The sequence below is a fragment of the Roseovarius sp. A-2 genome, from assembly GCF_002072155.1.
In the GTDB taxonomy this organism is placed as follows: domain Bacteria; phylum Pseudomonadota; class Alphaproteobacteria; order Rhodobacterales; family Rhodobacteraceae; genus Roseovarius.
Window position 1 is genome coordinate 352992 of sequence record NZ_BDIY01000003.1, and the last position, 21404, is coordinate 374395.

Here is a 21404-nt window from a genome sequence, read left to right on the forward strand (position 1 = left end):
CCAGCCCTAGCCTTGCGCGTCCTCTTCCTCGTCGTCGTCGGGGCGGCGCAGGGTTATCTCGCCCGCGGCCTCGAGTCGGCGAATGGCGTTCACCACCTCGGTCATCGCCGCCTCGCCGTCGCGGGGGCGCACGCGGCCGGTCTCCTGCATCTCCTCGCGGATAGCCTCGGCCATGCGCTTGCCCATGTTGGACAGGATGAACTCCGCCACCGGGGCCAGATCGTCGGCCTGCGCCCCGGCAAGCGCAGTCACCAGGACCGGCTGATCGACCTCGCGCACAAGCCGGGGAATATCGGTTGGCACGACGCGTTCGGGGATATGTACGAAGGTGAAGATCGCGCGCCGCACCAGCGCCGCGAAATCCTGATCGGTTTCCTCCAGCCCCTCGAGGACCGTGTCGCGTGTCGCCGAGGCCGAGTAATTGAGAATCGCGCCGACACGTTCCACCGCCCCCTCGGCAAAGGCGCTCTCGGGGACGTCATGCAACTGTGCCGCAAGCGCAAGGCCGATCCGGTCCACGGCTTTGGGGCTGACGCCGCCAACACGGGAAATCGCGTAGGTGATACGCCGGGCCAGCGGGCCGGGCAAATGACCCAACAGATCGGCGGCCCGCTCGACATCGAGCTTGGACAGGACGACCGCCGCGACCTCCTCGCTCTCGCCCTCAAGGATTGGAACGAGCAGATCTGTCCCGGTCTTGCGAATCAAGTCCCAGGGGTCGCCGTACTGGCGCACGCCCGCTTCCTTACGCAGGCGCATCGCCGTCTGCGGGCTGATCCGGCCATCCAGCGCCGAGAGCGCCCCGGCCATGCCGCGCGGAAAGGTCAGGCCCATGCCTTCCAGCTCCTGCGCGAATTCCGCGACCACATCGGCCAGGGTACCGCGATCCACGTAGCGCATCGAGCCCATCTGCGTGGTCAGCCGCGCCTGCAAGCCATCCGGCAGGTCGGTCAGCGGCACATCGGTGCCCTCGTTCAGCAGGTACCGCACTATGATCGCCGCCTTCTGCGCGCGGGTCAGATGTGCCGCCGCCCCGTGCCGTGCCGGGGGCTCGATCCGTGCCAGTGGTGCGCCCATGCCTCGATTCCCGTTGCCCTGTCCGTCCTCGATCTTAGGGAGCAAGGCGTGAAAAAAACCTGAACGCTGGCCGGTTTTCTTTTTGGCTGAAATACCCCGGGGGGGGTGGGGGGCGGAACCCCCCATCACTATATCAAGTGTGGCGCAGCCACACCGCGTCAAGACGCCCGGTCAGTCGTCTTGCTCGGCGAGGAACTTTTCCGCGTCGAGCGCCGCCATGCAGCCCATCCCGGCGCTGGTGACCGCCTGACGATAGACATGGTCCGTGAGGTCGCCCGCCGCAAAGAGCCCCGGCACCGAGGTGCGGGTGCTGCCCGGCTCGACCTTGACATAATCGCCGTGATGCATCTCGACCTTGCCTTTCACCAGCTCGCTCGCGGGCGCATGGCCGATGGCGATGAACACGCCCTTGCAGGGGATTTCGGTGATCTCGCCGGTCTCGACATGGCGCACGCGCACGCCCTCGACGCCCTTGGGGTTGTCGGTGCCTGTGACCTCGTCGAGCGTGTGGAACCACAGCGGTTCGATCTTGGGGTTTTTCATCAGCCGGTCTTGCAGGATCTTCTCGGCCCGCAGCTCGTCACGGCGATGGATCAGCGTCACCTTAGAGGCGAAATTGGTCAGGAACAGCGCTTCCTCGACTGCGGTATTGCCGCCGCCGATGACCACGATTTCCTGTCCGCGGTAGAAGAACCCGTCGCAGGTGGCGCAGGCCGAGACGCCAAAGCCCTTGAACGCCTCTTCGGACGGCAAGCCCAGCCATTTCGCGCGTGCGCCGGTGGCGAGGATTACCGCATCGGCCGTGTAGGTCGCGCCACTGTCGCCTTTGGCCACGAAGGGACGGCGCGTCGTGTCCAACTCTGAGATGATGTCGCCCACGATGACACAGCCCATCGCCTTGGCATGCGCCTCCATCCGAACCATCAGGTCGGGGCCCTGCACCTCGGTATCGCCGGGCCAGTTCTCCACCTCGGTGGTGGTGGTGAGCTGCCCGCCCGGCTCGATCCCCTGCACCAGGATCGGCTCCAGCATGGCGCGGGCGGCATAGACCCCGGCGGTATAGCCGGCAGGGCCCGATCCGATGATCAGGCATTTGGTGTGGGTGGTCTGGGACATGGGGGTTCTCTTCCTGATGATCCGCGAATTCGGAGCAGAGATATAGCGGCACCAGGTTCGGGATGTAACCCCGCACAAAGCGGCATTGCGCCGCCCTGAATCGCAAAATGGTGAAATGATCTTGCGCGCAAGTGAAACAATATTGCGTGTGCCTGCAGCGGTGATATAACATCTGCGAATATCAAGGAGTTCACGACCATGGCGGCATCCCGCCTCGATGAGATCGATCGCAAGATACTTGCGGAATTGCAGGCCGATGGCCGGATGACCAATGTCGAACTGGCGCGGCGCGTCGGTATCTCGGCCCCGCCCTGCCTGCGCCGGGTGCGCACGCTGGAGGAACAGGGTTTCATTTGCGGTTATCACGCCGAGGTGGACCCGCGCGAGCTGGGGTTCGAGGTGCAGGTCTTTGCCATGGTCGGGCTGCAGAGCCAGGCCGAGGCGGATCTGTCGGCGTTCGAGGCGCGCTGCCGGGCCTGGCCGCTGGTGCGCGAATGCCACATGCTCAACGGCGAGGTGGATTTCATCCTCAAATGCGTGGCACCGGACCTGTCGACATTCCAACGCTTCCTGACCGAGGAACTGACCGCCGCCGACAACGTGGCGAGCGTCAAGACTTCGCTGGTCATTCGCGGTGCCAAGGACGAGCCCGGCGTGCCTTTCGACATTCTCGAGGCGCGGCTCAGCCAGTCCGCGTGAGGTCGGCTCAGTCGATCGCGCGGATCAGCTTGCGCTCCAGCACACGCAGCACGGTGCGCAGGTCGTGGCCGCGCTTCAGGATACGGCCATCCATGCCGATGACGCTGTATTGGCCCTGTTTGTCGCGCAGATTTGGACGTTTCTCGACCCGGTAGAGCGGCTGTTCGGCGGTGCGGCGGAAGATCGAGAAGACCGCCACCTCGCGCAGGCAGGAAATGCCGTAATCGCGCCATTCCCCCGCCGCCACCATGCGCCCGTACAGCGACAGGATCACGCCCAACTCGTCGCGCTGAAATGCCACCTGTTGGGGTCCCTGGTATGACATCATAGGGATTGGCGGTTGCGCGTTCATGGACAAACTTTCGCGCGCACCGGTTCGAAAATCAAGGAAAAATCAAGTCCGGTGTCCGGGTGCAGCCGAATCACCCGCGATGCTGGGGCGGCACCCAATCGGCGGTTTCGCGGTTCCAGAATCGGTTTGGGTTGTCCTCGTCCATGCCGCGACGATGGCGGCAGCGCTGTGCCGGGATCAGGTGGATCACCGGCTCTTCATAGGGGTGGGTATCGTAGATCGCGCAAAGCAGAGCGTCGAGCGCTGCGTCTTGTGCCGTGGTGAAGATTTGCCATTCAAGGCAATCCACCGTTGCCGTGTCTGTCGTGGCGTGGTTCCTGCCTCCTCCGAGCACGCGAAAGCTTTGCGTGCCAGCGGTGCTGCGAAAGGACACGCGGTCGTAGTCGCCATGCGCCAGCGGATCACAGGCCAGTACCGCCGCCTCGACGCGCGGTAGCGCTTCGGCAGGACATTGAACGAGGATACGTAGGCCGGTCTCGATGTGGTAGCGTTCAGGCATGGCTCAGCCCGTCCGGGTCGCAGCCGATCACCGTCGCAAGCGTGTCGCGTCCGTGTCCGGTCAGACGCAGGCCGCGTCGGGGGCCTGCGGGTTGTATCCAGTCCTCTGCCAGGGCGTGTTCCAGGATGGCCTGCCCAAGCGCACCCCCGATATGATCGCGCCGCTCCGACCAGTCGAGACAGGGCCGCGCGAAGGACGGGCGGAGCGAGATCGCCTCGGGCATAGCGAGGCCGAGATCCGCCCAGAACCGCGAGGGCTGCGCGATCAGCCCCCCATCAACGCGCCGGAGCGCGCCCCGTGTGATCAACGCGTCGCAGAGCGCCACGGCAACGGCACCGGCGAGGTGGTTGTAACACCGTCGCAGGGGGGCGAGACCCGCCGCCCTGACGCGCTGTGCACGAACCAGATGGTCGAGCGGTGTCAGGCGGGCGACATGCTCCAGCATCGCGGCCACGTCCGGCCCCGCGATCCGGTGATAAAGGCACCGCCCGCTGCGGCGCTGCGTGATCAGCCCCGCCTCTTCGAGATGGCGCAGATGGGCGCTTGCGGTTTGCGGTGTCACGCCTGCATCGGCGGCCAGTTCCTTGTTGGTCCATGCCCGCCCGTCCATCATCGCGCAGAGCATCCGCGCTCGGCTTGCATTGGCGAGGGCATGGCCGGTGATATCCAGTCTGGGCGTTGTCATGTTGTCAGCCTGCGCCATGCTGTTGGTGAGGTCCAGCGCCAACGCTTCGCCCGGTGCCTGAGCGTTCGCGCCTCACGCAAACCGCCCCTGGCAGAACCAGCCGCCCGAGATCTGGCCGCCATGTGCCTGGAAGAGCCAGAGGCGTTCGCCGCGGGTGGTGATGACCTGCCAGTAATCGCGCAGCCCGCTGCGCCAGTCGGGGTCGTCGAGCCACCATTCCGGGGCGATGCGTTCGGGGCCGATGGCGGCGGTCACGTGATGTTCGCGCCCGCGCCAGTGAAAGGCGGCGCAGGGGCGGGTGGGTTCCAGCACGCGCAGGGCTTCGGGCCGCCAGATCAGCAGCGGGCGGGGATGTTCGGGCGCGGGCCAGGGGCCGGGGGCGGGCTCGGACCAGGCGGCAGCGTGTGTGGCAGCGGTTTTCTCGGGGATGCGGCTTTCGGCGGGGTGGCGGCGGGTGATCGCATCGAGCCCGATGCGCCCGCCCAGCCGGGTGATGAGGTCATCGAGTGCCGCCTGCGCGCTGTGCCCGGCCTGGGGGTCGTGTTCGGGGCTGCGCAGCTGGCGGGCGGTGACGGGTTCGGTCACCCGCGCCTCGAGCCGCATCACGTCGATGCCGAAACCCGCGTCGAGCCGGTCAAGCTGGCCCTCCATCAGCGGCAGGATCGTGTCAGCTGAGTGGCTGGGGCGGGCGAGGCGCAGGTCGAGCACCTGAAGGCTGCCATCGCTGCGGAACGCCTCAAGCCGCAGGTGGCGCGTGCCCTGCCCCTGATCGCGTAGCCGGGCGCAGAGCCGGTCGGTCAGCCGGGCGAGCCCGGCGCGGATATCCTCGGTCAGGCCGATCGGGTCGGGTAGGCTCAGCCGTGTGGCGAACTGCGGGGACGGGGCGGCGGGCGAGAGCGGTTCGGGCACCAGCCCGAGCGCCTGATCGAGCCGCTGCATGAGATGCGGACCGAAGCGCCGCCCCAGCCCGGCGCGGGGCTGGCCAATGAGATCGCCGACCCGGCGCAGCCCGAGGCGGCCGAGATTGTGGAGCGTCGTCTCGGGCAGGCGCAGGGCCGCGACGGGCAGGGCGGCGAGGGCGGCGTGCATCTGTCCGGGTGGGGCGATCTGTGCGGTGCGGGTTGTGTGGGGCTGGGTGCGGGCCCAGTGCGGTCGCTTGGCGGCGCGCGAGCGGGTGGCGCGGGCCTCTTGCTGGATGGCGTCGCCGGAGCGGCCCGGTGCGGTGCGGTGCCCCGCGAACCGCGCGAGCGCCCAGGCCGTGCCGAGCGTGTCGGCGAGCCCGCAGCGGGTGGTCAGGCCGAGCGCCGTGGCCTCGTCTGTCAGGCTGTCCACCAGCCCCGCCTCGCCGCCGAAAAGATGCGCGCAACCGGTGATGTCGAGGCGCAGCCCGTCGGTGCCGTCGATGCCCACCAGCGGCGAGAAGCGATCGGCCCAACGGGCCAGCGCGCGCAGGAAGGCAGATTCGGCGGCGTGGTGCTGGGTTTGCGTGGCCAGATCGGGGCAGAGGGCCAGGGCCTCGCGCAGGGGCTGGCCTTGGGTCAGCCCTGCCGCCTCGGCCTCAAGCGAGAGCGAGGAGAGCACCTGCCGCTGGCCGTCATCGGCGACCACGGCAAAGGGCCGCGCGCCCGCATCGCCCCGGCGACGCAGGAGACGTTCGGCCCCGAGCCGGGGAAACCAGACAGAGAGAATGCGGCGGGCAGGCATGGTAGCATATGTTCATGATTTGTTCTAAATTAGGGCCAGTGTCGCGCAGAGTCGAGTCCTGCCCTGATTGCTATCCTGAGTCCGACCCCGGTCTCAGCCGCACCAGAGGCGTTGGATCGTGCCCGTGCTGTCGATATCCACATTCAGACGCCCGGGGCGGTGGTCCATTGTCCTCATCGCACCAGGCGGCAGAATGCGGGTTGGTGGGCTGATCGTTTCGTCCTCGAGCGCGGTTTGCGGCTGGCCGACAAGGTGCTGGAGGGCCTCTGCGCCGCAGCTTTCAGCCTGGTCCGGGGGTGGGGTCTCGGCCGTTTTGCAGGTGGCGAGCGCCATCGCTGCGACCATGAAGACAACAACAAGACGCATATCCAGCCCCTCCGATTTGGCCTTTATCCGAGACAATGGCATTCGTCGGCCACGCGCAAGCAGGTGTCGCACATTGAGTTGAAACCTTGCGGTACTTCGCTCAAAATCGGGTCAAATCAAACGAGAGGACAGATCATGCGCACACGTGCTGCCGTGGCCCTGGAGGCCGGGAAACCGCTGGAGATCATGGAGGTTGAGCTGGACGGCCCGAAGGCGGGCGAGGTTCTGGTGGAGATCAAGGCGACGGGGCTGTGTCATACCGACGAGTTCACCCGCTCGGGCGACGACCCCGAAGGCATTTTCCCGGCCATTCTGGGCCATGAGGGCGCGGGCGTGGTGGTCGAGGTCGGCGAGGGGGTGACGAGCCTTGAGGTGGGCGATCACGTTATCCCGCTCTATACGCCCGAATGCCGCGAATGCGACTATTGCCTGCATCCCAAGACCAACCTGTGTCAGGCGATCCGCTCCACCCAGGGGCAGGGCCTGTTGCCCGATGGCACGACGCGGTTCCGGATGCTCGACGGCACGCCGATCCATCATTACATGGGCTGTTCGACCTTCGCCAATCACACCGTGGTGCCGGAGATCGCCTTGGCCAAGGTGCGCAAGGACGCGCCCTTCGACAAGATCTGCTATATCGGCTGCGGCGTGACCACCGGCATCGGCGCGGTGATCAACACCGCCAAGGTGGAACTGGGCTCGACCGCGATCGTGTTTGGCCTGGGCGGCATTGGTTTGAACGTCATTCAGGGGCTGCGGCTCGCGGGGGCGGATCAGATCGTGGGCGTCGATCTCAACCCCGGCAAGGTCGAAATGGCGACGCGCTTTGGCATGACCGATTTCGTCAACCCCAAGGAGGTGGAGGGCGATCTGGTGGCGCATCTGGTGGAGCTGACCGGGGGCGGGGCGGATTACACGTTTGACGCCACCGGCAATGTCGGCGTGATGCGGGCCGCACTCGAATCGGCGCATAAGGGCTGGGGCGAGAGCATCATCATCGGCGTGGCGCCTGCGGGGGCCGAGATTTCCACCCGGCCGTTCCAGCTGGTGACCGGGCGGTCCTGGCGCGGCACGGCCTTTGGCGGCGCGCGCGGGCGGACCGATGTGCCGAAGATCGTGGATTGGTACATGCAGGGCAAGATCGAGATCGACCCGATGATTACCCACAAGCTGACGCTCGACCAGATCAACGAGGGGTTCGAGCTGATGCACAAGGGCGAATCGATCCGCGCCGTGGTGGAATATTGACCCTGCCGGGGATCGGCAGATGCGCGCGCGGGCCGGGGCCGTGCCCGCGCGCCTATTGCCGGAACGCGTAACCCGTCAGGCCAGCGTCCCGCCGCGCCGCGGTCATGTCGCGTCCTGCCCTTTCTCTTCCGGATCGCGCCGAAAGCCGACGCGCCCGACGCTCTCATAGGCGTCGAATCTGGCGCGCCTGGCATCGCGCACCGAGTAGATATTGCGCAGATCGGCCATGCGCGGGCTGGCCATCTTGCGCGCCAGCCGTTTGAGATCGAGGGCGCGAAACTCGTTCCATTCGGTCAGGATCACCAGAAGATCGGCCTTGTTGGCGGCCTTGTAGGGGTCGTCCTGCCAGATTACACCCGGCAAGAGCGCCTCTCCCTCGCGCTGCCCTTGCGGGTCGCAGACGCGCACCTTGGCCCCGCCGCCCACGAGCGCGGGGATGATGGTCAGCGCGGGCGCGTCGCGCATGTCGTCGGTATTGGGTTTGAAGGTAACCCCGAGAACCGCGATGATCCTGCCGTTGAAGGACCCGTCGCAGAGATCGAGCAGCTTGTCGATCATCCGGCGCTTGATCTCCTCGTTGACGGTGATCACCTTTTCGGTGATCTGCATGGGCAGGCCGTGATCCTGACCGATCCGGGCCAACGCCTTGGTGTCCTTGGGAAAGCACGAGCCGCCATAGCCCGGCCCGGCATGCAGGAACTTGTTGCCGATCCGGCCATCGAGGCCGATGCCATGCGCCACCTGTTTCACATCCGCCCCCGTGCGTTCACACAGCGCCGCGATCTCGTTGATAAAGGTGATCTTGGTCGCGAGAAAGGCATTGGCCGCGTATTTGATCATCTCGGCGCTTTCCAGATCGGTGGTGACGATGGGAAAGTCGCGCAGGTAGAGCGGGCGGTAGATCTTGGCCATGACCTCTGCCGCACGCTCTGATTGCACGCCCACGACCACCCGGTCGGGCTTCATGAAATCGTCGATCGCCGCCCCCTCGCGCAGGAACTCGGGGTTTGAGGCTACGTCGAACGCAAGACCCGGGGCGGCCTTTTTCACCGCCTGTTTCACGGCGCGGTTGGTGCCCACGGGTACGGTCGATTTGGTGACGATGACCACGTAATTGCGGGCGGCGCGCGCGACCTCTTCGGCGGCGGCCATCACATATGTCAGATCCGCATGTCCGTCGCCGCGCCGCGTGGGCGTGCCTACGGCGATGAACACGGCCTCGGCCCCGTCGATGGCATGGGCGAGATCGGTGGTGAAGCTGAGCCGCCCGGCCTCGACATTTTTGGCCATCAACGCATCGAGCCCGGGCTCGAAGATCGGCACCTCACCGCGCTCCAGCCGGGCGATCTTTTCGGGGTCCTTGTCGAGGCAGATCACGTCATGCCCGAAATCCGAAAAGCAGACCCCGGAGACGAGGCCGACATAGCCTGTCCCGATCATCGCGATTTTCATGACCCCTACCCTCGCTGCCCAAACGCTTTTGATCCGGTATGCGGCGCGGGCGCGAAGCTGTCAATTGACCCGGCACATCGCTGCCGAGCGGTGTTGCAAGGATTGGACAGACGTCGCCCGCCGCGCTAAGAAGCGTTGCAGGGGCCTGCCTCCGGCACAACATTACTCTGGAGACATCACCGATGGGCACGAAACTCTTCGGCACGGATGGCGTGCGCGGACAGGCCAACACCTGGCCGATGACCGCCGATATGGCGCTGCGGCTCGGGGCGGCGGCAGGGCGTTATTTCCGGCAGGACAAGCAGGAACATCGGGTGGTGATCGGAAAGGACACGCGCCTCTCGGGTTACATGCTGGAATATGCGCTGACCGCCGGGTTCACTTCGACGGGGATGAACGTGTTCCTGCTGGGTCCGGTGCCGACGCCCGCCATCGGCTATCTCACCCACAGTCTGCGCGCCGATGTTGGGGTAATGATCTCGGCCAGCCACAACCCGGCCTATGACAACGGGATCAAACTGTTTGGTCCTGACGGTTACAAGCTGAGCGACGAGGCGGAGGCCGCCATCGAGCATCTTCTGACCGAGGGAGTGGCCCCCTCGGTGCCAAAGAATATCGGGCGCGCACGCCGGATCGACGATGCGCGCGGCCGCTATGTGGAATATGCCAAGACCACCTTTCCGCGGCATCTTCGCCTCGACGGGCTGCGCATCGTGCTGGATTGCGCCAACGGGGCGGCCTATCGCACGGGACCCGAGGTTCTGTGGGAACTCGGTGCCGAGGTGATCTCGGTGGGGGTGGAGCCTGACGGCTTCAACATCAACCTCGATTGCGGCTCGACCCGGCCCGAGGCCGCCGCACGCAAGGTGCTCGACACGCGCGCCGACCTCGGGATCTGCCTTGATGGCGATGCCGACCGCGTTGTCCTGATCGACGAACAGGGCAGGGTCGCCGATGGCGATCAGTTCATGGCGCTTATAGCCACCCGCTGGGCCCGCGAGGGGCGTCTGAAGGGCAATACGCTGGTTGCGACGGTGATGTCCAATCTGGGTCTGGAGCGGCATCTCGATGCGCAGGGCATCGCGCTCGAACGCACGCCGGTCGGCGATCGCCATGTGGTCGAGACGATGCGCGCGGGCCGGTTCAACCTCGGCGGCGAGCAATCCGGGCATATCGTGATGACCGACTATGCAACCACAGGCGACGGGCTGATCGCGGCGCTGCAATTCCTCGTGGCGATGGTCGAAACCGGGCAGGCGGCGAGCAAGCTGGCGCAGGTCTTCGAGCCGGTTCCACAGCAACTGGTGAACGTGCGCTTTGCCAAGGGCAAGGCCCCGCTGGAGACCGACGTGGTGCAACGCGCGATGACCGAGGCGGAAAAGCAACTTGGCGATGACGGGCGGCTCCTGATCCGCGAGTCGGGCACCGAGCCGCTGATCCGGGTGATGGCCGAGGCGCTCGACCCTGCCGTGCTCGAACAGGTGATGGGCAAGGTCGTGGGCGCGGTGCGGCAGGAGAGCTGAGGCGGAGTGCAGGCCACCGCAGGTTAGGCGCGGCGTGCAGCATCCGATTGCGCCCAGTCCCAATACATCTCGCGCACCCGCTCGGTCACCGGGCCGGGCTGATATTGCCGCTCTTCAAAGGCCGAGACCGGCGTGACCTTCATCATGTTGCCCGACAGGAACACCTCGTCCGCCGCCTCGAAATCGGCAAAGCTCATAACGCATTCATGCACTTGCATCCCCTCGGCGCGCATGTTCGAGATATGCCGCGCGCGGGTGATCCCGGCCAGAAACGTGCCGTTCGGCACCGGCGTGAACACCTCGCCGTCGCGCACCGCAAAGACATTCGCCGTTGCCGCCTCGGCTACATTGCCCAGGGCATCGGCCACCAGCGCATTGCCAAAGCCGCGCGCGCGCGCCTCGGCCAGCATGCGGGCATTGTTGGGGTAAAGACAGGCCGCCTTGGCATTGACCACTGCATCCTCCATCACCGGGCGGCGAAAGCGCGTGCGGCTCAGCGTGGTGGTAAAGCCGGGGGGCGCCATCGGAATTTCCTCGAGGCTGATGGCAAAGCCGGTGCCTCCGCCCTCCTTGGGCACGATCGCGGACATGCCGCCGTCGATCCCCCAATACATCGGGCGGATGTAAACGGCCGCGTCCTCGGGATAGGCGCGCAGCCCCTCGCGCACGATTTCCACCATGTCTTCGGTGCTCACCGTCGGCGTTACCATCAGCGCCGCAGCCGAGGCATTGACCCGCGCACAATGCTTGTCGAGATCGGGGATCAGCCCATGCGCATAGCGCGCCCCGTCGAACACGTTGCTGCCCAGCCACATGCCGTGATCGGCGGCCTTCATCACGGCCAGGTCGCCGTCATGCCATTGGCCATTGAAATAGGTGCGGATGTTTGTCCCGGTTGGCATATCGGTCCTCCTTGCCTCGTCCGGGTCAGACCCTAGGCCGGTCTTGCCAGAGGGTCCAGAGCGATCAGCCCCGCGCCGGGGCTTCGGCCAGCAGGCGTTCGAGATCGAGCGGCTTGTTCACCATGGCGAGGTTTCCGCTCGCGTCGCGCGGCCACTCCGCCTCCGGCTTGTCGACATATAGCTCCACGCCGTTGCGATCCGGGTCCGAGACATAGAACGCCTCGCTCACCCCGTGATCCGCCGCGCCTTCGATGGCAATGCCCGCCTCGACTACCCGCCGCAGTGCATCGGCGAGCGCGGCCCGGTCGGGGTAGAGAAACGCGGTGTGGAATAACCCGGTATGACCTTTGGGCGGTGGCGTGCCGCCCGCGCTCTCCCAGGTGTTGAGCCCGATATGATGGTGATAGCCCCCCGCCGACAGGAACGCCGCCTGCCCGCCGGAGTAATATTGCATGGGTTCGAACCCGAGCACGCCGGAATAGAATTCGATGGCGCGCTCAAGATTCGAGACCTTGAGATGCACATGGCCGATACGGGTGGCGGGGTGAACAGGGGTCATGGTGGCGTCCTTTGCTGCGTCGCCAGCAGAATGCCAATTGCGCGCGCAGCGCTCAATTCCCCGATTATGCCCAGCTTATGTGCGCGAATGCAGATACGGTCGATCCATCCTGCTTATACACCGAATGGTCCGACTGCCCCGTGCTCACACCGCCGCCTTGCGGCTCTCGTCAAGATAGATTTCGCGCAGCCGTGTCGCCACGCGCCCCGGTGTGCCGTCGCCCAGGGTTGCCCCGTCGATCTCGACCACCGGCATCACGAAGGCGCTTGCCGAGGTCACAAAGGCCTCATCCGCCGCGCGCGCCTCGTCGATGGTGAAGCTGCGCTCTTCCACCTCCATCTGCGCCTCGCGGGCAAAACGCAGGACGGCGGCGCGGGTGATCCCGTGCAGGATGTCATTCGACAGATGCCGGGTGATGATCTTGTTGCCTTTCACGATATAGGCGTTGTTCGAGGTGCCTTCGGTCACATGCCCCTCCTCGATCATCCAGGCGTCGTCACATCCGGCCTTCTTGGCCATCATCTTGCCCATCGACGGATAGAGAAGCTGCACCGTCTTGATATCGCGACGGCCCCAGCGAATATCCTCTATGCTGATGACCTTGATGCCTTTTTTCGCGGCCGGATTGTCCGCCAGACCGGGTTTGGATTGGGTGAATAGCACCAATGTAGACGCGGTCGTCTCCGCATCTGGAAAGACAAAATCACGGTCGCCAGCGCTGCCGCGCGTGACCTGCAGATAGACCAGACCGTCCTCGATTTCGTTGACACGCACCAGCTCGCGGTGGATCTCCAGCAACTCGTCAAAGGCCGCGGGCTTGTTCATGTCAAGCTCCGACAGCGACCGCTCCAGCCGCGCCAGATGGCCCGCAAAATCAATCAGCTTGCCACCCAACACGCTGGTCACCTCATAGACGCCATCGGCCATCAGGAAACCCCGGTCGAAAATCGACACGGTTGCTTCGGTCTCCGGCAGATACTCGCCGTTCACATAGACAGTGCGCATGGTTCTACCCCCACAAAGCGGCCTCGGGCGGATGCACCCCGGCGTCATCAAAAGTTAAAGCGTTGTCCCGGTCTTCGGCCAAGAGAAGCGGGCCGTCAAGGTCCGTCACCATCGCGCCCTGCGCCACCAGCACCGCAGGTGCCATGGCCAGAGAGCTGCCGACCATGCATCCCACCATGATTCCGTAACCGTCTGCCCGTGCCGCATCGCGCAGCCGCAGCGCCTCGGTCAGCCCGCCGGTCTTGTCCAGCTTGATGTTGACCACGTCGTATTTGCCCCTGAGCCCCGGCAGACTCGCCTGGTCATGGCAGGACTCGTCGGCACAGACCGGCACCGGGCGCGCCATGCCGATCAGCGCCTCATCCTCAGCTGCGGGCAAGGGCTGTTCGACTAGCGCCACGCCAAGCCGCAGCAGATGCGGCGCGAGATCGGCATAGACTTCTGCGCTCCAGCCTTCATTGGCGTCGATGATGATCCTGGCTTGCGGGGCACCGCGCCGCACTGCCTCCAGCCGGGGCATGTCGTCGGGTGTGCCCAGCTTGATCTTGAGCAGCGGACGATGCGCATGCTGCGCCGCCTGCGCCTGCATCGCCTCTGCACTGTCGAGCGACAGGGTGTAGGCGGTGATTTCCGGCCCCGGCGTGGCCAGCCCGGCCAGATCCCACACCCGGCATCCCCTTGTTTTTGCCTGCCAGTCCCATAGCGCGCAATCCACCGCGTTGCGCGCCGCCCCGGCGGGCAGCAGATCATAAAGCGCGTCGCGCGTCAGATCATTCGGCAACGCCTCGATCTGCGCCGTGACACTGTCCAGCGTCTCGTCATAGCGCGCATATGGCACGCATTCGCCCCAGCCGGTCACACCGCCCTGATGGACCCGCACGGTCAAGACCTGCGCCTCGGTCCGCGAACCCCGGCTGATGGTAAACACCTGCGCCAGCCGAAACACATCGCGCGTCACAGAAATCTCCACGCGCATTCCCCTTTCATCGTTCCCAGAATACTCCCGCTGGGGGGTATTCTCTTTGTGTCATACGTTTTCACCAAGTGCCATCGGAATAAATTTTCCTTAAATATCGGCGTGTTAAGATTTCACAGCGTCCCGGAATGAACCGTGCAGCGTCAAGCCGGAACGTATATAACAAAGAGGAGCATTGCCAAGTTATTCGCCCTAGCGCCAAAAACTTGGCGATGCCAGCCTGAGGCATGTGGATGCCTCCATGTGGCGGCATCCACACCACCAAGTTTTGCCTACTCCCCATACCTGTACTGAGGCGCATGACAAAACCCAAGCAATCTGCTGCCTTCAAAGGCCATCGTTTCCTGCCTGAAATCATCTCCTACGCCGTTTTGGCGTACCATATTTCAGACGGCATGTACTATTTCAGAAATCAATGCGGCAGTATTTTTGACGTTGAACTTTCGCATGAGGCGGGCACGATGCACCTCGACAGTACGGTGAGATATCCCCAGAGCTATGCCGATTTCACGCGATGTGCTGCCATTGACCAAATGGTGCGTCACCTCGCGTTCGCGTGGGCTTAGATTTACGGAGCGATAGGATTTGCTTGCGATCTGTTCAAAGCTCCAGATCATCAGCGCGAAGGGATCCTTGGGGGTCAGGGTCATTCCCTTGGCGCGAACCCAGAAAATTTTCTTATCACAGGCCTGCATGAAGCGTTCATCTTCATAATAGCTATCGCCAGTCGCGCGCATGCGCGTTTCGCATTTTTCACCGATCTGGGTGAAATCGGCGGTTGAGGGGTATAGCTTCTGCACCGAGCGATTTGCCAATTTGTCACGGCTGTAACCGAACAGACGTTCAATGGCTTTGTTTGCTTCAATGATACGGCGATGGCGCACGACGATTTGCGCCACCGGAGATTCCAGAAAGCCGAGCATTGCCGCCTTTTGCGGTGTCGATGTGTCAGTCATGAATGCTTAACCACTTGGGTATTTACGTATAGCCACGTACCACAATACGTGATTCTACCAATAGCGCCATACGGTTTCAGTGTTATTTTGGCCTGATAACCTGGGGAGAGCGACATGAGCACTGGAATTTCCATCGTAGGTAGCGGCCACACTAAATTCGGCCGGTTGCAGGAAAACCTCGAAGATCTGATCGTCGCGGCGACGCGCGAGGCAGTCGAGGAAGCCGGCATTGATCCCGCCGCTATCGACGCCGTGTTTCTAGGGCATTTCAACTCGGGTATGGTGTCTGACGGATTTGCATCCTCGTTGATCCATCAGGCCTATCCGCAATTGCGCTTCAAGCCGGGGATGCGCGCGGAAAACGCCTGTGCTTCGGGGTCAGCGGCGATCCATGCGGGGATAAACGCGATTCAGGCGGGCAAGGCGCGCACGGTGCTGATCGTAGGGGCCGAGAAAATGACCAGCCGTTCGACACGTGAAGTGACCGAGGCCTTGGCCGGTGCAGGCTATCAGAACGACCCGGCCGAGGCAGCGCTGAGCTTTCCGCAGGTGTTCGGCGTGGCGGCCCGCGACTACGAGGCACGCCATTCCAGCCCGCTGGATGCGATGGCACGTATCGCGGTCAAGAACCACGCCAATGCGATTGCCAATCCGCTGGCCCATATGCACAAGGAGTTTACCTTTGAGCATTGCAGCACGGTGTCCAACTCCAACCCCGAGATCGCGCCGCCACTGCGACTGACCGATTGTTCGCTGGTGACTGATGGTGCCGCCGCGCTGGTGCTGACGACCGACGAAAATGCTGCAAACTTCCCGAAATCTGTTGGTCTGCGCGCTGCTGTGCATGTGAGTGATTTCCTGCCAATGGCGCGCCGCGATTTCCTGGCTTTCGAAGGCCCGGAGCGGGCCTTTGCCGAAGCGTTCGAAACCGCTGGTGTGGCGCTTGCTGACATTGATTTTGCTGAGGTTCATGACTGCTTCACCATTGCCGAATTGCTGACCTATGAGGCCATGGGGCTAACGCCGAAAGGGCAGGGGGCACGCGCGATCGAAGAGGGGACAGTCTGTCGCGACGGGGCCCTTCCGGTGAACCTGTCCGGTGGTCTCAAGGCCAAGGGACATCCGGTCGGCGCCACCGGCGTCTCCATGCATGCACTGGCCTATCGGCAATTGACGGATCAGGCCGGAGATATGCAGAAATCAGGCGCCGCTCTGGGGCTGGTCTTCAATATGGGCGGATCGGCGGTGGCAAACTATGTGTCAGTTCTCGAAGCTCGAAAGGGCTGAGGCGCAATGAACATCGCAAGCTGGCTCTATCAGACAGCGCGAGCCCGTCCGGATGCACCGGCAATCCGGTTCGGCACCGAGTTGCACGCGACCTATGGCGACTTTGCAAGGCGCAGTGCGAGCATGGGGCGCTATCTGGCTGAGGTGCTCAAGGTCGACAGAGGTGACCGGGTTGCACTTTTCATGCACAACTGCCCGGAATATCTGGAAATTCTTCACGCGGTGCTCTGGATCGGGGCGATCGTTGTGCCTATCAATCACAAATTACATCCGCGTGAGGCCGCGTGGATCATCGGCAATGCCGACGCCAAGGTCGCGATCACCGAGACCGGCGAGATTTATCCTGTTGCGGGCGATCTCGAAGGTGAGTGCATCGAATGCGGTATCCACGATTGCGGTCTTGTCAGGGCCACGAAGGATGACGCGTTGATGACGCCCCCCGTTGAAACAGCCGCCGACGATGTCGCATGGTTGTTCTACACCTCCGGCACGACCGGCCGGCCCAAAGGGGTTATGGCAACCCATCGCAATCTCATGGCAATGTCGCTGGCCTATGCGATGGATGTGGATGCTGTATCGGCGAAGGATAATTCGCTTTACGCCGCGCCGATGTCGCACGGCGCGGGGCTGTATCATTTTCCTATCCTGCGGGCAGGGGGCTGCCATGTCATACCACGTTCCTGTGGGTTCGACCCCACAGAAATTGCCGGGCTGGCGCAGGATCTAGGTAATCTCGTGTTCTTCGCCGCGCCCACCATGGTCAAGCGCCAGATCGCCCATGCCGCCGAAACCGGGTATGACGGCACCGGCATCAAGACGATCATCTATGGCGGTGGTCCGATGTACCTGTCCGATATTGATGAGGCGCTGAGCCGCTTTGGCCCGCGTTTCGTCCAGATCTACGGTCAGGGTGAAAGCCCGATGACGATCACCGTGCTACCGCGCGATCTGGTGGCCGATAGAACGCATCCCAACGCAAGTGCGCGGCGGGTCTCGGTCGGATTTGCACAGGCCGGCGTTATGGTGCGCGTGGTGGACGAGAAAATGCGCGACATGCCTGTCGGCGAGGTAGGCGAGATTGTGCTCGCGGGCGATACGCTGATGAAAGGCTATTGGCGCAATCCCGAGGCCACCGCCGACGCGATCGTGGACGGCTGGCTTCGCACCGGCGATCTGGGGTCGATGGATCCGGACGGATTTGTGACCCTGACCGACCGCTCCAAGGATGTCATCATTTCCGGTGGCACCAACATCTATCCCCGCGAGGTCGAAGAAACGCTTTTGGCCCATGATCAGGTTTTCGAGGTTTCCGTGATTGGAATGCCGAGTGCAGAATGGGGTGAAGACGTGATCGCCTTTGTCGTGCTGCGCGAGGGTGCATCCTGCGACACCGCAGAACTGGATAACTGGTGCAAGAGCCGGATGGCCTCGTTCAAGAAGCCAAAACACTATTATTTCGAGCAGGACTTGCCCAAGAATAGCTACGGGAAAGTCCTGAAAACCAGTCTGCGGGAACGTGCCGCTCAACTTCGGAGGTGAGTAGTCGGCATGAGCCTGCAGCAACAACAGGGCCAATCCCGAAACTAGGGGGCCCAAAAAAAGGGAGAGAGACATGAAACGCAGAACATTTATCAAGTCGGGCGCCGCCGCCGCGTCGGGGGCTTTTATCATGGGGACGCCGTCACTTGTGCTGGCGGACACATCGTTGAAATTTGACAGCTATGTGTCGGAAACTGCCGGTCCGTCCTGGATCGACCGTTGGTATCTCGACGAACTGGAAAAGCGCACCGAGGGTGAAGTGAATATCCGCCAATACTGGTCCGGATCGCTCAACAAGGTCGGCGAGCACCTTGCCGCCTCGCGTGATGGCACGTCGGAAATGACCTTGATTTCGCCCGGTTATTATCAGGCCGAACTGCCGGTGACGCGCGGTCTGGAATGGTATTTCCGTATGAACCGCGCCGATGCGCTGCAACAGGTCTGCCGAGATATTTATGAGCAGTTCGACCCCCTGCGCGCCGAATGGGAGGAACGCCACCGCTCGAAGGTGTTGTATTGGACCAATTGGAACTATGCGCCAATGATCCTGCGCGAACCCATCAATTCCATCGAAGATATCAAAGGCAAACGCATCCGCGCCTATGGCGTGTCCGCCGATGTGGTCGAGGCGCTTGGCGGCACCGCGATCCCGATGGCAGCCCCAGAGGTCTATCAGGCACTGGAGCGCGGTATTCTCGACGGGGTCTATGGTTTTGATTTCGTAACCGCAATCGCCTACAAACTGCACGAAACCGCGCCGGAATTCTATGATATCGGCGATGGTCCGCACGCGCCTGCTACCACGATCATGAACAAGCAGGTCTATGACGGATTGCCCGAGGATGTGCGTAAGGTTTCTGACGGTATCGTAGACGAAATCTATGGCGGCAAGTTCAGCGCCATCTACGAAGAGGTTCTGGCGAGATACGTCAAGATCGCCGAGTCCGAGGGCGTGACACTGCACACTATCCCGGACGATCAGAAGGCCATGGCCAAAGACCTTGTGCAGCCTGCACAGGTCAACGCATGGTTGGACGGTCCGGCCAAACAGGCGGGCATCGATGGCGAAAAAATGCAATCTCTGATCGACGATGCCATCGCCAAACACGACGCAAAGGGCACGCTGAAACGTCCCTATGAAATCAGCCAAGCGTCCTGATGGATAGTGGCGATCGCACCAAGCGAAGGACTGGATAATGCAGTTTTTGAACAGGATCCTTAAATTAGTGTCCGACGTGCTGGGTGCGGTCGCCATGCTGTTTCTTGCGTTTTTGATGTTTGGGATCACGCTGGACATAATTACCCGCGCCATAACCGGCAGCCCGATTTCCGGCGTGTTCGAGTTCACCGAACTTGCTTTGGTGATGATCGTGTTTTTCGGGGCGGGTTGGACGCAACGGGATGATGCGCATATCCGCGTGACCGTACTGACCGACAAACTATCCCGACCCGTCCGCGTCTGGGTTGTCGGTATTGGCTGGGGTCTTGGCGCATTGGGGTTGTTGTTGTTGGCAATTCCGGCGACGAACGAGGCGATCTATTCCATTTCAATCCGCGAATTTCGCTGGGGTTATGTCAAGATCCCGATCTGGTGGACCAAGGCCAGCATGGCGGCCGGCCTGTGGCTTGCCTGCATTCAGATGGCGATCCATTCCATTCAGATCCTCCTCTTCGGTGAGCCGGGCAAACAAGCCAGCGCCGGAACCGGCCCCAATTGACCTAAGGAAAAACAATGGATCTCAATCTCGCCCCGTATATCGCCGTGGCAATGATCTTTTTGCTGATGGCCTTTGGCACGCCGGTCTTTGCCGCACTGGCCCTGTCGGGCGCAGCGGGGATCATTATGGTCGAAGATCTGCACTTTCTGATGACCCGGCTCAAGTCGATCTCCTATTCGACAACTGCGGTTTACACCCTGACAATTATTCCGTTGTTCATCCTCATGGGCAGCTTTGCGCAACACGCCCAAGTCGGAAAGAAACTGTTTGACGTGGCCAGTCGGTGGGTCGGGCATCTTCCGGGCGGACTGGCGATGGCGGCGATTCTGACCAGCGCGGGTTTTGCCGCGACATCCGGCTCCAGCGTGGCGACGGCCGCGACGGTTGGTTCGGTGGCGATTCCGGAAATGAAAAAAGCTGGATATGCTGGCAGCCTGTCGGCAGGGGCTGTGGCTGCGGGTGGGGTTCTGGGGGTTCTCATTCCGCCCAGTGTCTTGTTGATCTTTTATGCCGCGCTGACCGAAACCTCGGCGGGTAAGATGCTGATCGCGGGCTTTCTGCCCGGCCTGCTTACGATGGTCGTATTCATGATCGGCATCTATTTCATCGCCGGGCGCGGCGCGGCGCGCAAAGCGGTGTCGCCGCGCGCACCCTGGGGGGTTGCCATCCGCGAAACCGGCAAGGCATGGCAGGTGGCCGTGCTTTTCCTGGTGGTCATGGGGGGGATATATCTGGGCCTCGTCACCCCGACCGAAGCGGGCGCGTTGGGGGCTTTCGTCGCATTCCTCATGCTGCTCACGCATCGCGCAAGTTGGCCCGGCCTGATGGGCCGGATCGTCGATAGTTTCCGTTCGACCATCGACACGACGGTGATGATCCTGTTCACAATGATCGGCGCCGCTATCTTCAGCTATTTCCTGACGCTGATCCAGGTGCCCAACCAACTGGCGGAGGCGGTCGTTCAATCCGGCCTGCAACCCTATCTGATCGTTGCGATGCTGCTGATGGTTTTCGTGCCAATGGGCATGTTTCTCGATGCGTTCTCGATGATGGCGATCACGATCCCGATCATGTTCCCGGCGGTGCAGTCGCTGGGCTTCGATCCGATCTGGTTCGGCATCCTGACGGTCAAGATGTGCGAGATCGGGCTGATCACACCACCTGTCGGGCTGAACGTCTATGTCATTGCAGGGATCGACCGGGAAACGCCATTGCCCGAAATTTTCAAAGGGGCGTCTTGGTTTGTCCTGATGGAGATTATCACGATTGCGATCCTTTTTGCATTCCCGGCGATAATCACGTGGCTCCCCCGGATAATGACTTCGTAGCCCGATAAAAAAGGGAAATCCGATGGCCTCATTCGAATAAGGGGCTGCCAGGATGGTTCTATTGCAAGTTTTGTAGGTGTTTTAGTACGTTCGGCGGCCCGTCGCGATCCTGAATCCCGACGCTGTGGACCTCGAACCCGACCAGAAATCCGCTCGTATCGGTGACGATATGGCGCTTGCGCCTCTTGACCCTCTTTCCGGCATCATATCCGTTAAGCCCGCCGCCCTCCATGGTTTTTATGGGAGCTGTCATGGGAAGAAAGTGCCGTCCCGATCTTTATCACCTCGGTAGAGGCCGTCACCCTGCCCCGCCTCATGTGGCAGGGGCTGCGGGATAATATCGACCCGGTCATCGCGGCCATTTCCGCGGTGCTGATCGTGGCGACAGTGGTGATAGGCCGCGCAGTGATCAC

21 protein-coding genes and 1 pseudogene are annotated in these 21404 nt (G+C 62.8%); 8 read left to right on the forward strand and 14 right to left on the reverse strand.

The window, feature by feature from the left end; genetic code table 11:
- Nucleotides 1-6: 6 nt before the first annotated feature.
- Entirely contained in the window at nt 7-1077 is a 1071-nt protein-coding gene (locus tag BHD06_RS07090) for a flagellar motor switch protein FliG (protein ID WP_080456282.1), read from the reverse strand.
- 171 nt (nt 1078-1248) lie between these two features.
- Complete coding sequence (gene trxB / locus BHD06_RS07095) at nt 1249-2193, reverse strand: thioredoxin-disulfide reductase (RefSeq protein ID WP_080456283.1); 945 nt, start codon at nt 2191-2193, stop codon at nt 1249-1251.
- 198 nt (nt 2194-2391) lie between these two features.
- Between trxB and BHD06_RS07100 the strand changes: the two genes are divergently transcribed.
- Entirely contained in the window at nt 2392-2892 is a 501-nt protein-coding gene (locus BHD06_RS07100) for an Lrp/AsnC family transcriptional regulator (RefSeq protein ID WP_080456284.1), read from the forward strand.
- 7 nt (nt 2893-2899) lie between these two features.
- On the opposite strand, the gene BHD06_RS07105 is transcribed toward BHD06_RS07100, so the two are convergent.
- The 5 genes from BHD06_RS07105 to BHD06_RS07125 all read right to left on the reverse strand — a co-directional run bounded on the left by BHD06_RS07105 (nt 2900) and on the right by BHD06_RS07125 (nt 6498).
- Nucleotides 2900-3244 (reverse strand): DUF2794 domain-containing protein, encoded by a 345-nt coding sequence (locus tag BHD06_RS07105; protein ID WP_080456285.1) that lies wholly within the window; start codon nt 3242-3244, stop codon nt 2900-2902.
- A 70-nt stretch (nt 3245-3314) separates the two neighbouring features.
- Nucleotides 3315-3743, reverse strand: a complete 429-nt coding sequence (locus BHD06_RS07110; protein WP_080456286.1) for a hypothetical protein — start codon at nt 3741-3743, stop codon at nt 3315-3317.
- Nucleotides 3736-4428 carry a helix-turn-helix transcriptional regulator gene (locus BHD06_RS07115; protein WP_080456327.1) on the reverse strand — a complete coding sequence of 231 codons (693 nt, stop codon included), beginning with the start codon at nt 4426-4428 and terminating at the stop codon, nt 3736-3738. The genes BHD06_RS07110 and BHD06_RS07115 overlap by 8 nt, the downstream gene beginning before the upstream one ends.
- A gap of 72 nt (nt 4429-4500) precedes the next feature.
- Nucleotides 4501-6132 (reverse strand): DNA polymerase Y family protein, encoded by a 1632-nt coding sequence (locus BHD06_RS07120; protein ID WP_080456287.1) that lies wholly within the window; start codon nt 6130-6132, stop codon nt 4501-4503.
- A gap of 93 nt (nt 6133-6225) precedes the next feature.
- Entirely contained in the window at nt 6226-6498 is a 273-nt protein-coding gene (locus tag BHD06_RS07125; RefSeq protein WP_139784654.1) for an I78 family peptidase inhibitor, read from the reverse strand.
- Between the two features lie 135 nt (nt 6499-6633).
- On the opposite strand from BHD06_RS07125, the gene BHD06_RS07130 reads away from it, so the two are divergent.
- On the forward strand, nt 6634-7746 hold the full coding sequence (locus tag BHD06_RS07130; protein ID WP_080456288.1) for an S-(hydroxymethyl)glutathione dehydrogenase/class III alcohol dehydrogenase: 1113 nt from the start codon (nt 6634-6636) through the stop codon (nt 7744-7746).
- A gap of 102 nt (nt 7747-7848) precedes the next feature.
- Here the strand turns inward: BHD06_RS07130 and BHD06_RS07135 are convergent, their stop codons facing one another.
- On the reverse strand, nt 7849-9198 hold the full coding sequence (locus tag BHD06_RS07135) for a UDP-glucose/GDP-mannose dehydrogenase family protein (RefSeq protein ID WP_080456289.1): 1350 nt from the start codon (nt 9196-9198) through the stop codon (nt 7849-7851).
- Between the two features lie 182 nt (nt 9199-9380).
- Here BHD06_RS07135 and glmM point away from each other — a divergent pair, with 182 nt between their 5' ends.
- A complete protein-coding gene (gene glmM / locus BHD06_RS07140; RefSeq protein ID WP_080456290.1) occupies nt 9381-10721 on the forward strand; it encodes a phosphoglucosamine mutase in 1341 nt (446 codons plus the stop codon).
- Between the two features lie 23 nt (nt 10722-10744).
- On the opposite strand, the gene BHD06_RS07145 is transcribed toward glmM, so the two are convergent.
- The 5 genes from BHD06_RS07145 to BHD06_RS07165 all read right to left on the reverse strand — a co-directional run bounded on the left by BHD06_RS07145 (nt 10745) and on the right by BHD06_RS07165 (nt 15119).
- Complete coding sequence (locus BHD06_RS07145) at nt 10745-11623, reverse strand: branched-chain amino acid aminotransferase (protein WP_080456291.1); 879 nt, start codon at nt 11621-11623, stop codon at nt 10745-10747.
- A 64-nt stretch (nt 11624-11687) separates the two neighbouring features.
- Nucleotides 11688-12182 (reverse strand): VOC family protein, encoded by a 495-nt coding sequence (locus tag BHD06_RS07150; RefSeq protein ID WP_080456292.1) that lies wholly within the window; start codon nt 12180-12182, stop codon nt 11688-11690.
- Between the two features lie 144 nt (nt 12183-12326).
- Nucleotides 12327-13187, reverse strand: coding sequence for a D-amino-acid transaminase (locus tag BHD06_RS07155; protein WP_080456293.1), 861 nt, complete (start codon nt 13185-13187; stop codon nt 12327-12329).
- 4 nt (nt 13188-13191) lie between these two features.
- The gene (gene dgcA / locus BHD06_RS07160) at nt 13192-14157 is read right to left on the reverse strand and encodes an N-acetyl-D-Glu racemase DgcA (RefSeq protein ID WP_080456329.1); all 966 of its coding nucleotides are present in this window, start codon (nt 14155-14157) and stop codon (nt 13192-13194) included.
- A 392-nt stretch (nt 14158-14549) separates the two neighbouring features.
- On the reverse strand, nt 14550-15119 hold the full coding sequence (locus BHD06_RS07165; protein ID WP_080456294.1) for a PAS and helix-turn-helix domain-containing protein: 570 nt from the start codon (nt 15117-15119) through the stop codon (nt 14550-14552).
- 114 nt (nt 15120-15233) lie between these two features.
- Between BHD06_RS07165 and BHD06_RS07170 the strand changes: the two genes are divergently transcribed.
- The 5 genes from BHD06_RS07170 to BHD06_RS07190 all read left to right on the forward strand — a co-directional run bounded on the left by BHD06_RS07170 (nt 15234) and on the right by BHD06_RS07190 (nt 20991).
- On the forward strand, nt 15234-16406 hold the full coding sequence (locus tag BHD06_RS07170; RefSeq protein WP_080456295.1) for an acetyl-CoA acetyltransferase: 1173 nt from the start codon (nt 15234-15236) through the stop codon (nt 16404-16406).
- 6 nt (nt 16407-16412) lie between these two features.
- The gene (locus BHD06_RS07175; protein WP_080456296.1) at nt 16413-17945 is read left to right on the forward strand and encodes a class I adenylate-forming enzyme family protein; all 1533 of its coding nucleotides are present in this window, start codon (nt 16413-16415) and stop codon (nt 17943-17945) included.
- A gap of 73 nt (nt 17946-18018) precedes the next feature.
- Nucleotides 18019-19104 (forward strand): C4-dicarboxylate TRAP transporter substrate-binding protein, encoded by a 1086-nt coding sequence (locus BHD06_RS07180; RefSeq protein WP_080456297.1) that lies wholly within the window; start codon nt 18019-18021, stop codon nt 19102-19104.
- Nucleotides 19105-19141: 37 nt separating this feature from the next.
- Nucleotides 19142-19663, forward strand: coding sequence for a TRAP transporter small permease (locus BHD06_RS07185; protein WP_080456298.1), 522 nt, complete (start codon nt 19142-19144; stop codon nt 19661-19663).
- Nucleotides 19664-19677: 14 nt separating this feature from the next.
- A complete protein-coding gene (locus BHD06_RS07190; RefSeq protein WP_080456299.1) occupies nt 19678-20991 on the forward strand; it encodes a TRAP transporter large permease in 1314 nt (437 codons plus the stop codon).
- Nucleotides 20992-21073: 82 nt separating this feature from the next.
- On the opposite strand, the pseudogene BHD06_RS22940 reads toward BHD06_RS07190, so the two are convergent.
- Nucleotides 21074-21232, reverse strand: a pseudogene (locus BHD06_RS22940) (IS5/IS1182 family transposase); the annotation flags it as partial.
- Nucleotides 21233-21404 lie beyond the last annotated feature (172 nt).

Excerpts from the sequence above, each read along its gene's own strand:
- BHD06_RS07090 (WP_080456282.1), bottom strand. The coding sequence starts at position 1,077 with ATGGGCGCACCACTGGCACGGATCGAGCCCCCGGCACGGCACGGGGCG.
- trxB (WP_080456283.1), bottom strand. The coding sequence starts at position 2,193 with ATGTCCCAGACCACCCACACCAAATGCCTGATCATCGGATCGGGCCCT.
- BHD06_RS07100 (WP_080456284.1), top strand. The coding sequence starts at position 2,392 with ATGGCGGCATCCCGCCTCGATGAGATCGATCGCAAGATACTTGCGGAA.
- BHD06_RS07105 (WP_080456285.1), bottom strand. The coding sequence starts at position 3,244 with ATGAACGCGCAACCGCCAATCCCTATGATGTCATACCAGGGACCCCAA.
- BHD06_RS07110 (WP_080456286.1), bottom strand. The coding sequence starts at position 3,743 with ATGCCTGAACGCTACCACATCGAGACCGGCCTACGTATCCTCGTTCAA.
- BHD06_RS07115 (WP_080456327.1), bottom strand. The coding sequence starts at position 4,428 with ATGACAACGCCCAGACTGGATATCACCGGCCATGCCCTCGCCAATGCA.
- BHD06_RS07120 (WP_080456287.1), bottom strand. The coding sequence starts at position 6,132 with ATGCCTGCCCGCCGCATTCTCTCTGTCTGGTTTCCCCGGCTCGGGGCC.
- BHD06_RS07125 (WP_139784654.1), bottom strand. The coding sequence starts at position 6,498 with ATGCGTCTTGTTGTTGTCTTCATGGTCGCAGCGATGGCGCTCGCCACC.
- BHD06_RS07130 (WP_080456288.1), top strand. The coding sequence starts at position 6,634 with ATGCGCACACGTGCTGCCGTGGCCCTGGAGGCCGGGAAACCGCTGGAG.
- BHD06_RS07135 (WP_080456289.1), bottom strand. The coding sequence starts at position 9,198 with ATGAAAATCGCGATGATCGGGACAGGCTATGTCGGCCTCGTCTCCGGG.
- glmM (WP_080456290.1), top strand. The coding sequence starts at position 9,381 with ATGGGCACGAAACTCTTCGGCACGGATGGCGTGCGCGGACAGGCCAAC.
- BHD06_RS07145 (WP_080456291.1), bottom strand. The coding sequence starts at position 11,623 with ATGCCAACCGGGACAAACATCCGCACCTATTTCAATGGCCAATGGCAT.
- BHD06_RS07150 (WP_080456292.1), bottom strand. The coding sequence starts at position 12,182 with ATGACCCCTGTTCACCCCGCCACCCGTATCGGCCATGTGCATCTCAAG.
- BHD06_RS07155 (WP_080456293.1), bottom strand. The coding sequence starts at position 13,187 with ATGCGCACTGTCTATGTGAACGGCGAGTATCTGCCGGAGACCGAAGCA.
- BHD06_RS07165 (WP_080456294.1), bottom strand. The coding sequence starts at position 15,119 with ATGACTGACACATCGACACCGCAAAAGGCGGCAATGCTCGGCTTTCTG.
- BHD06_RS07170 (WP_080456295.1), top strand. The coding sequence starts at position 15,234 with ATGAGCACTGGAATTTCCATCGTAGGTAGCGGCCACACTAAATTCGGC.
- BHD06_RS07175 (WP_080456296.1), top strand. The coding sequence starts at position 16,413 with ATGAACATCGCAAGCTGGCTCTATCAGACAGCGCGAGCCCGTCCGGAT.
- BHD06_RS07180 (WP_080456297.1), top strand. The coding sequence starts at position 18,019 with ATGAAACGCAGAACATTTATCAAGTCGGGCGCCGCCGCCGCGTCGGGG.
- BHD06_RS07185 (WP_080456298.1), top strand. The coding sequence starts at position 19,142 with ATGCAGTTTTTGAACAGGATCCTTAAATTAGTGTCCGACGTGCTGGGT.
- BHD06_RS07190 (WP_080456299.1), top strand. The coding sequence starts at position 19,678 with ATGGATCTCAATCTCGCCCCGTATATCGCCGTGGCAATGATCTTTTTG.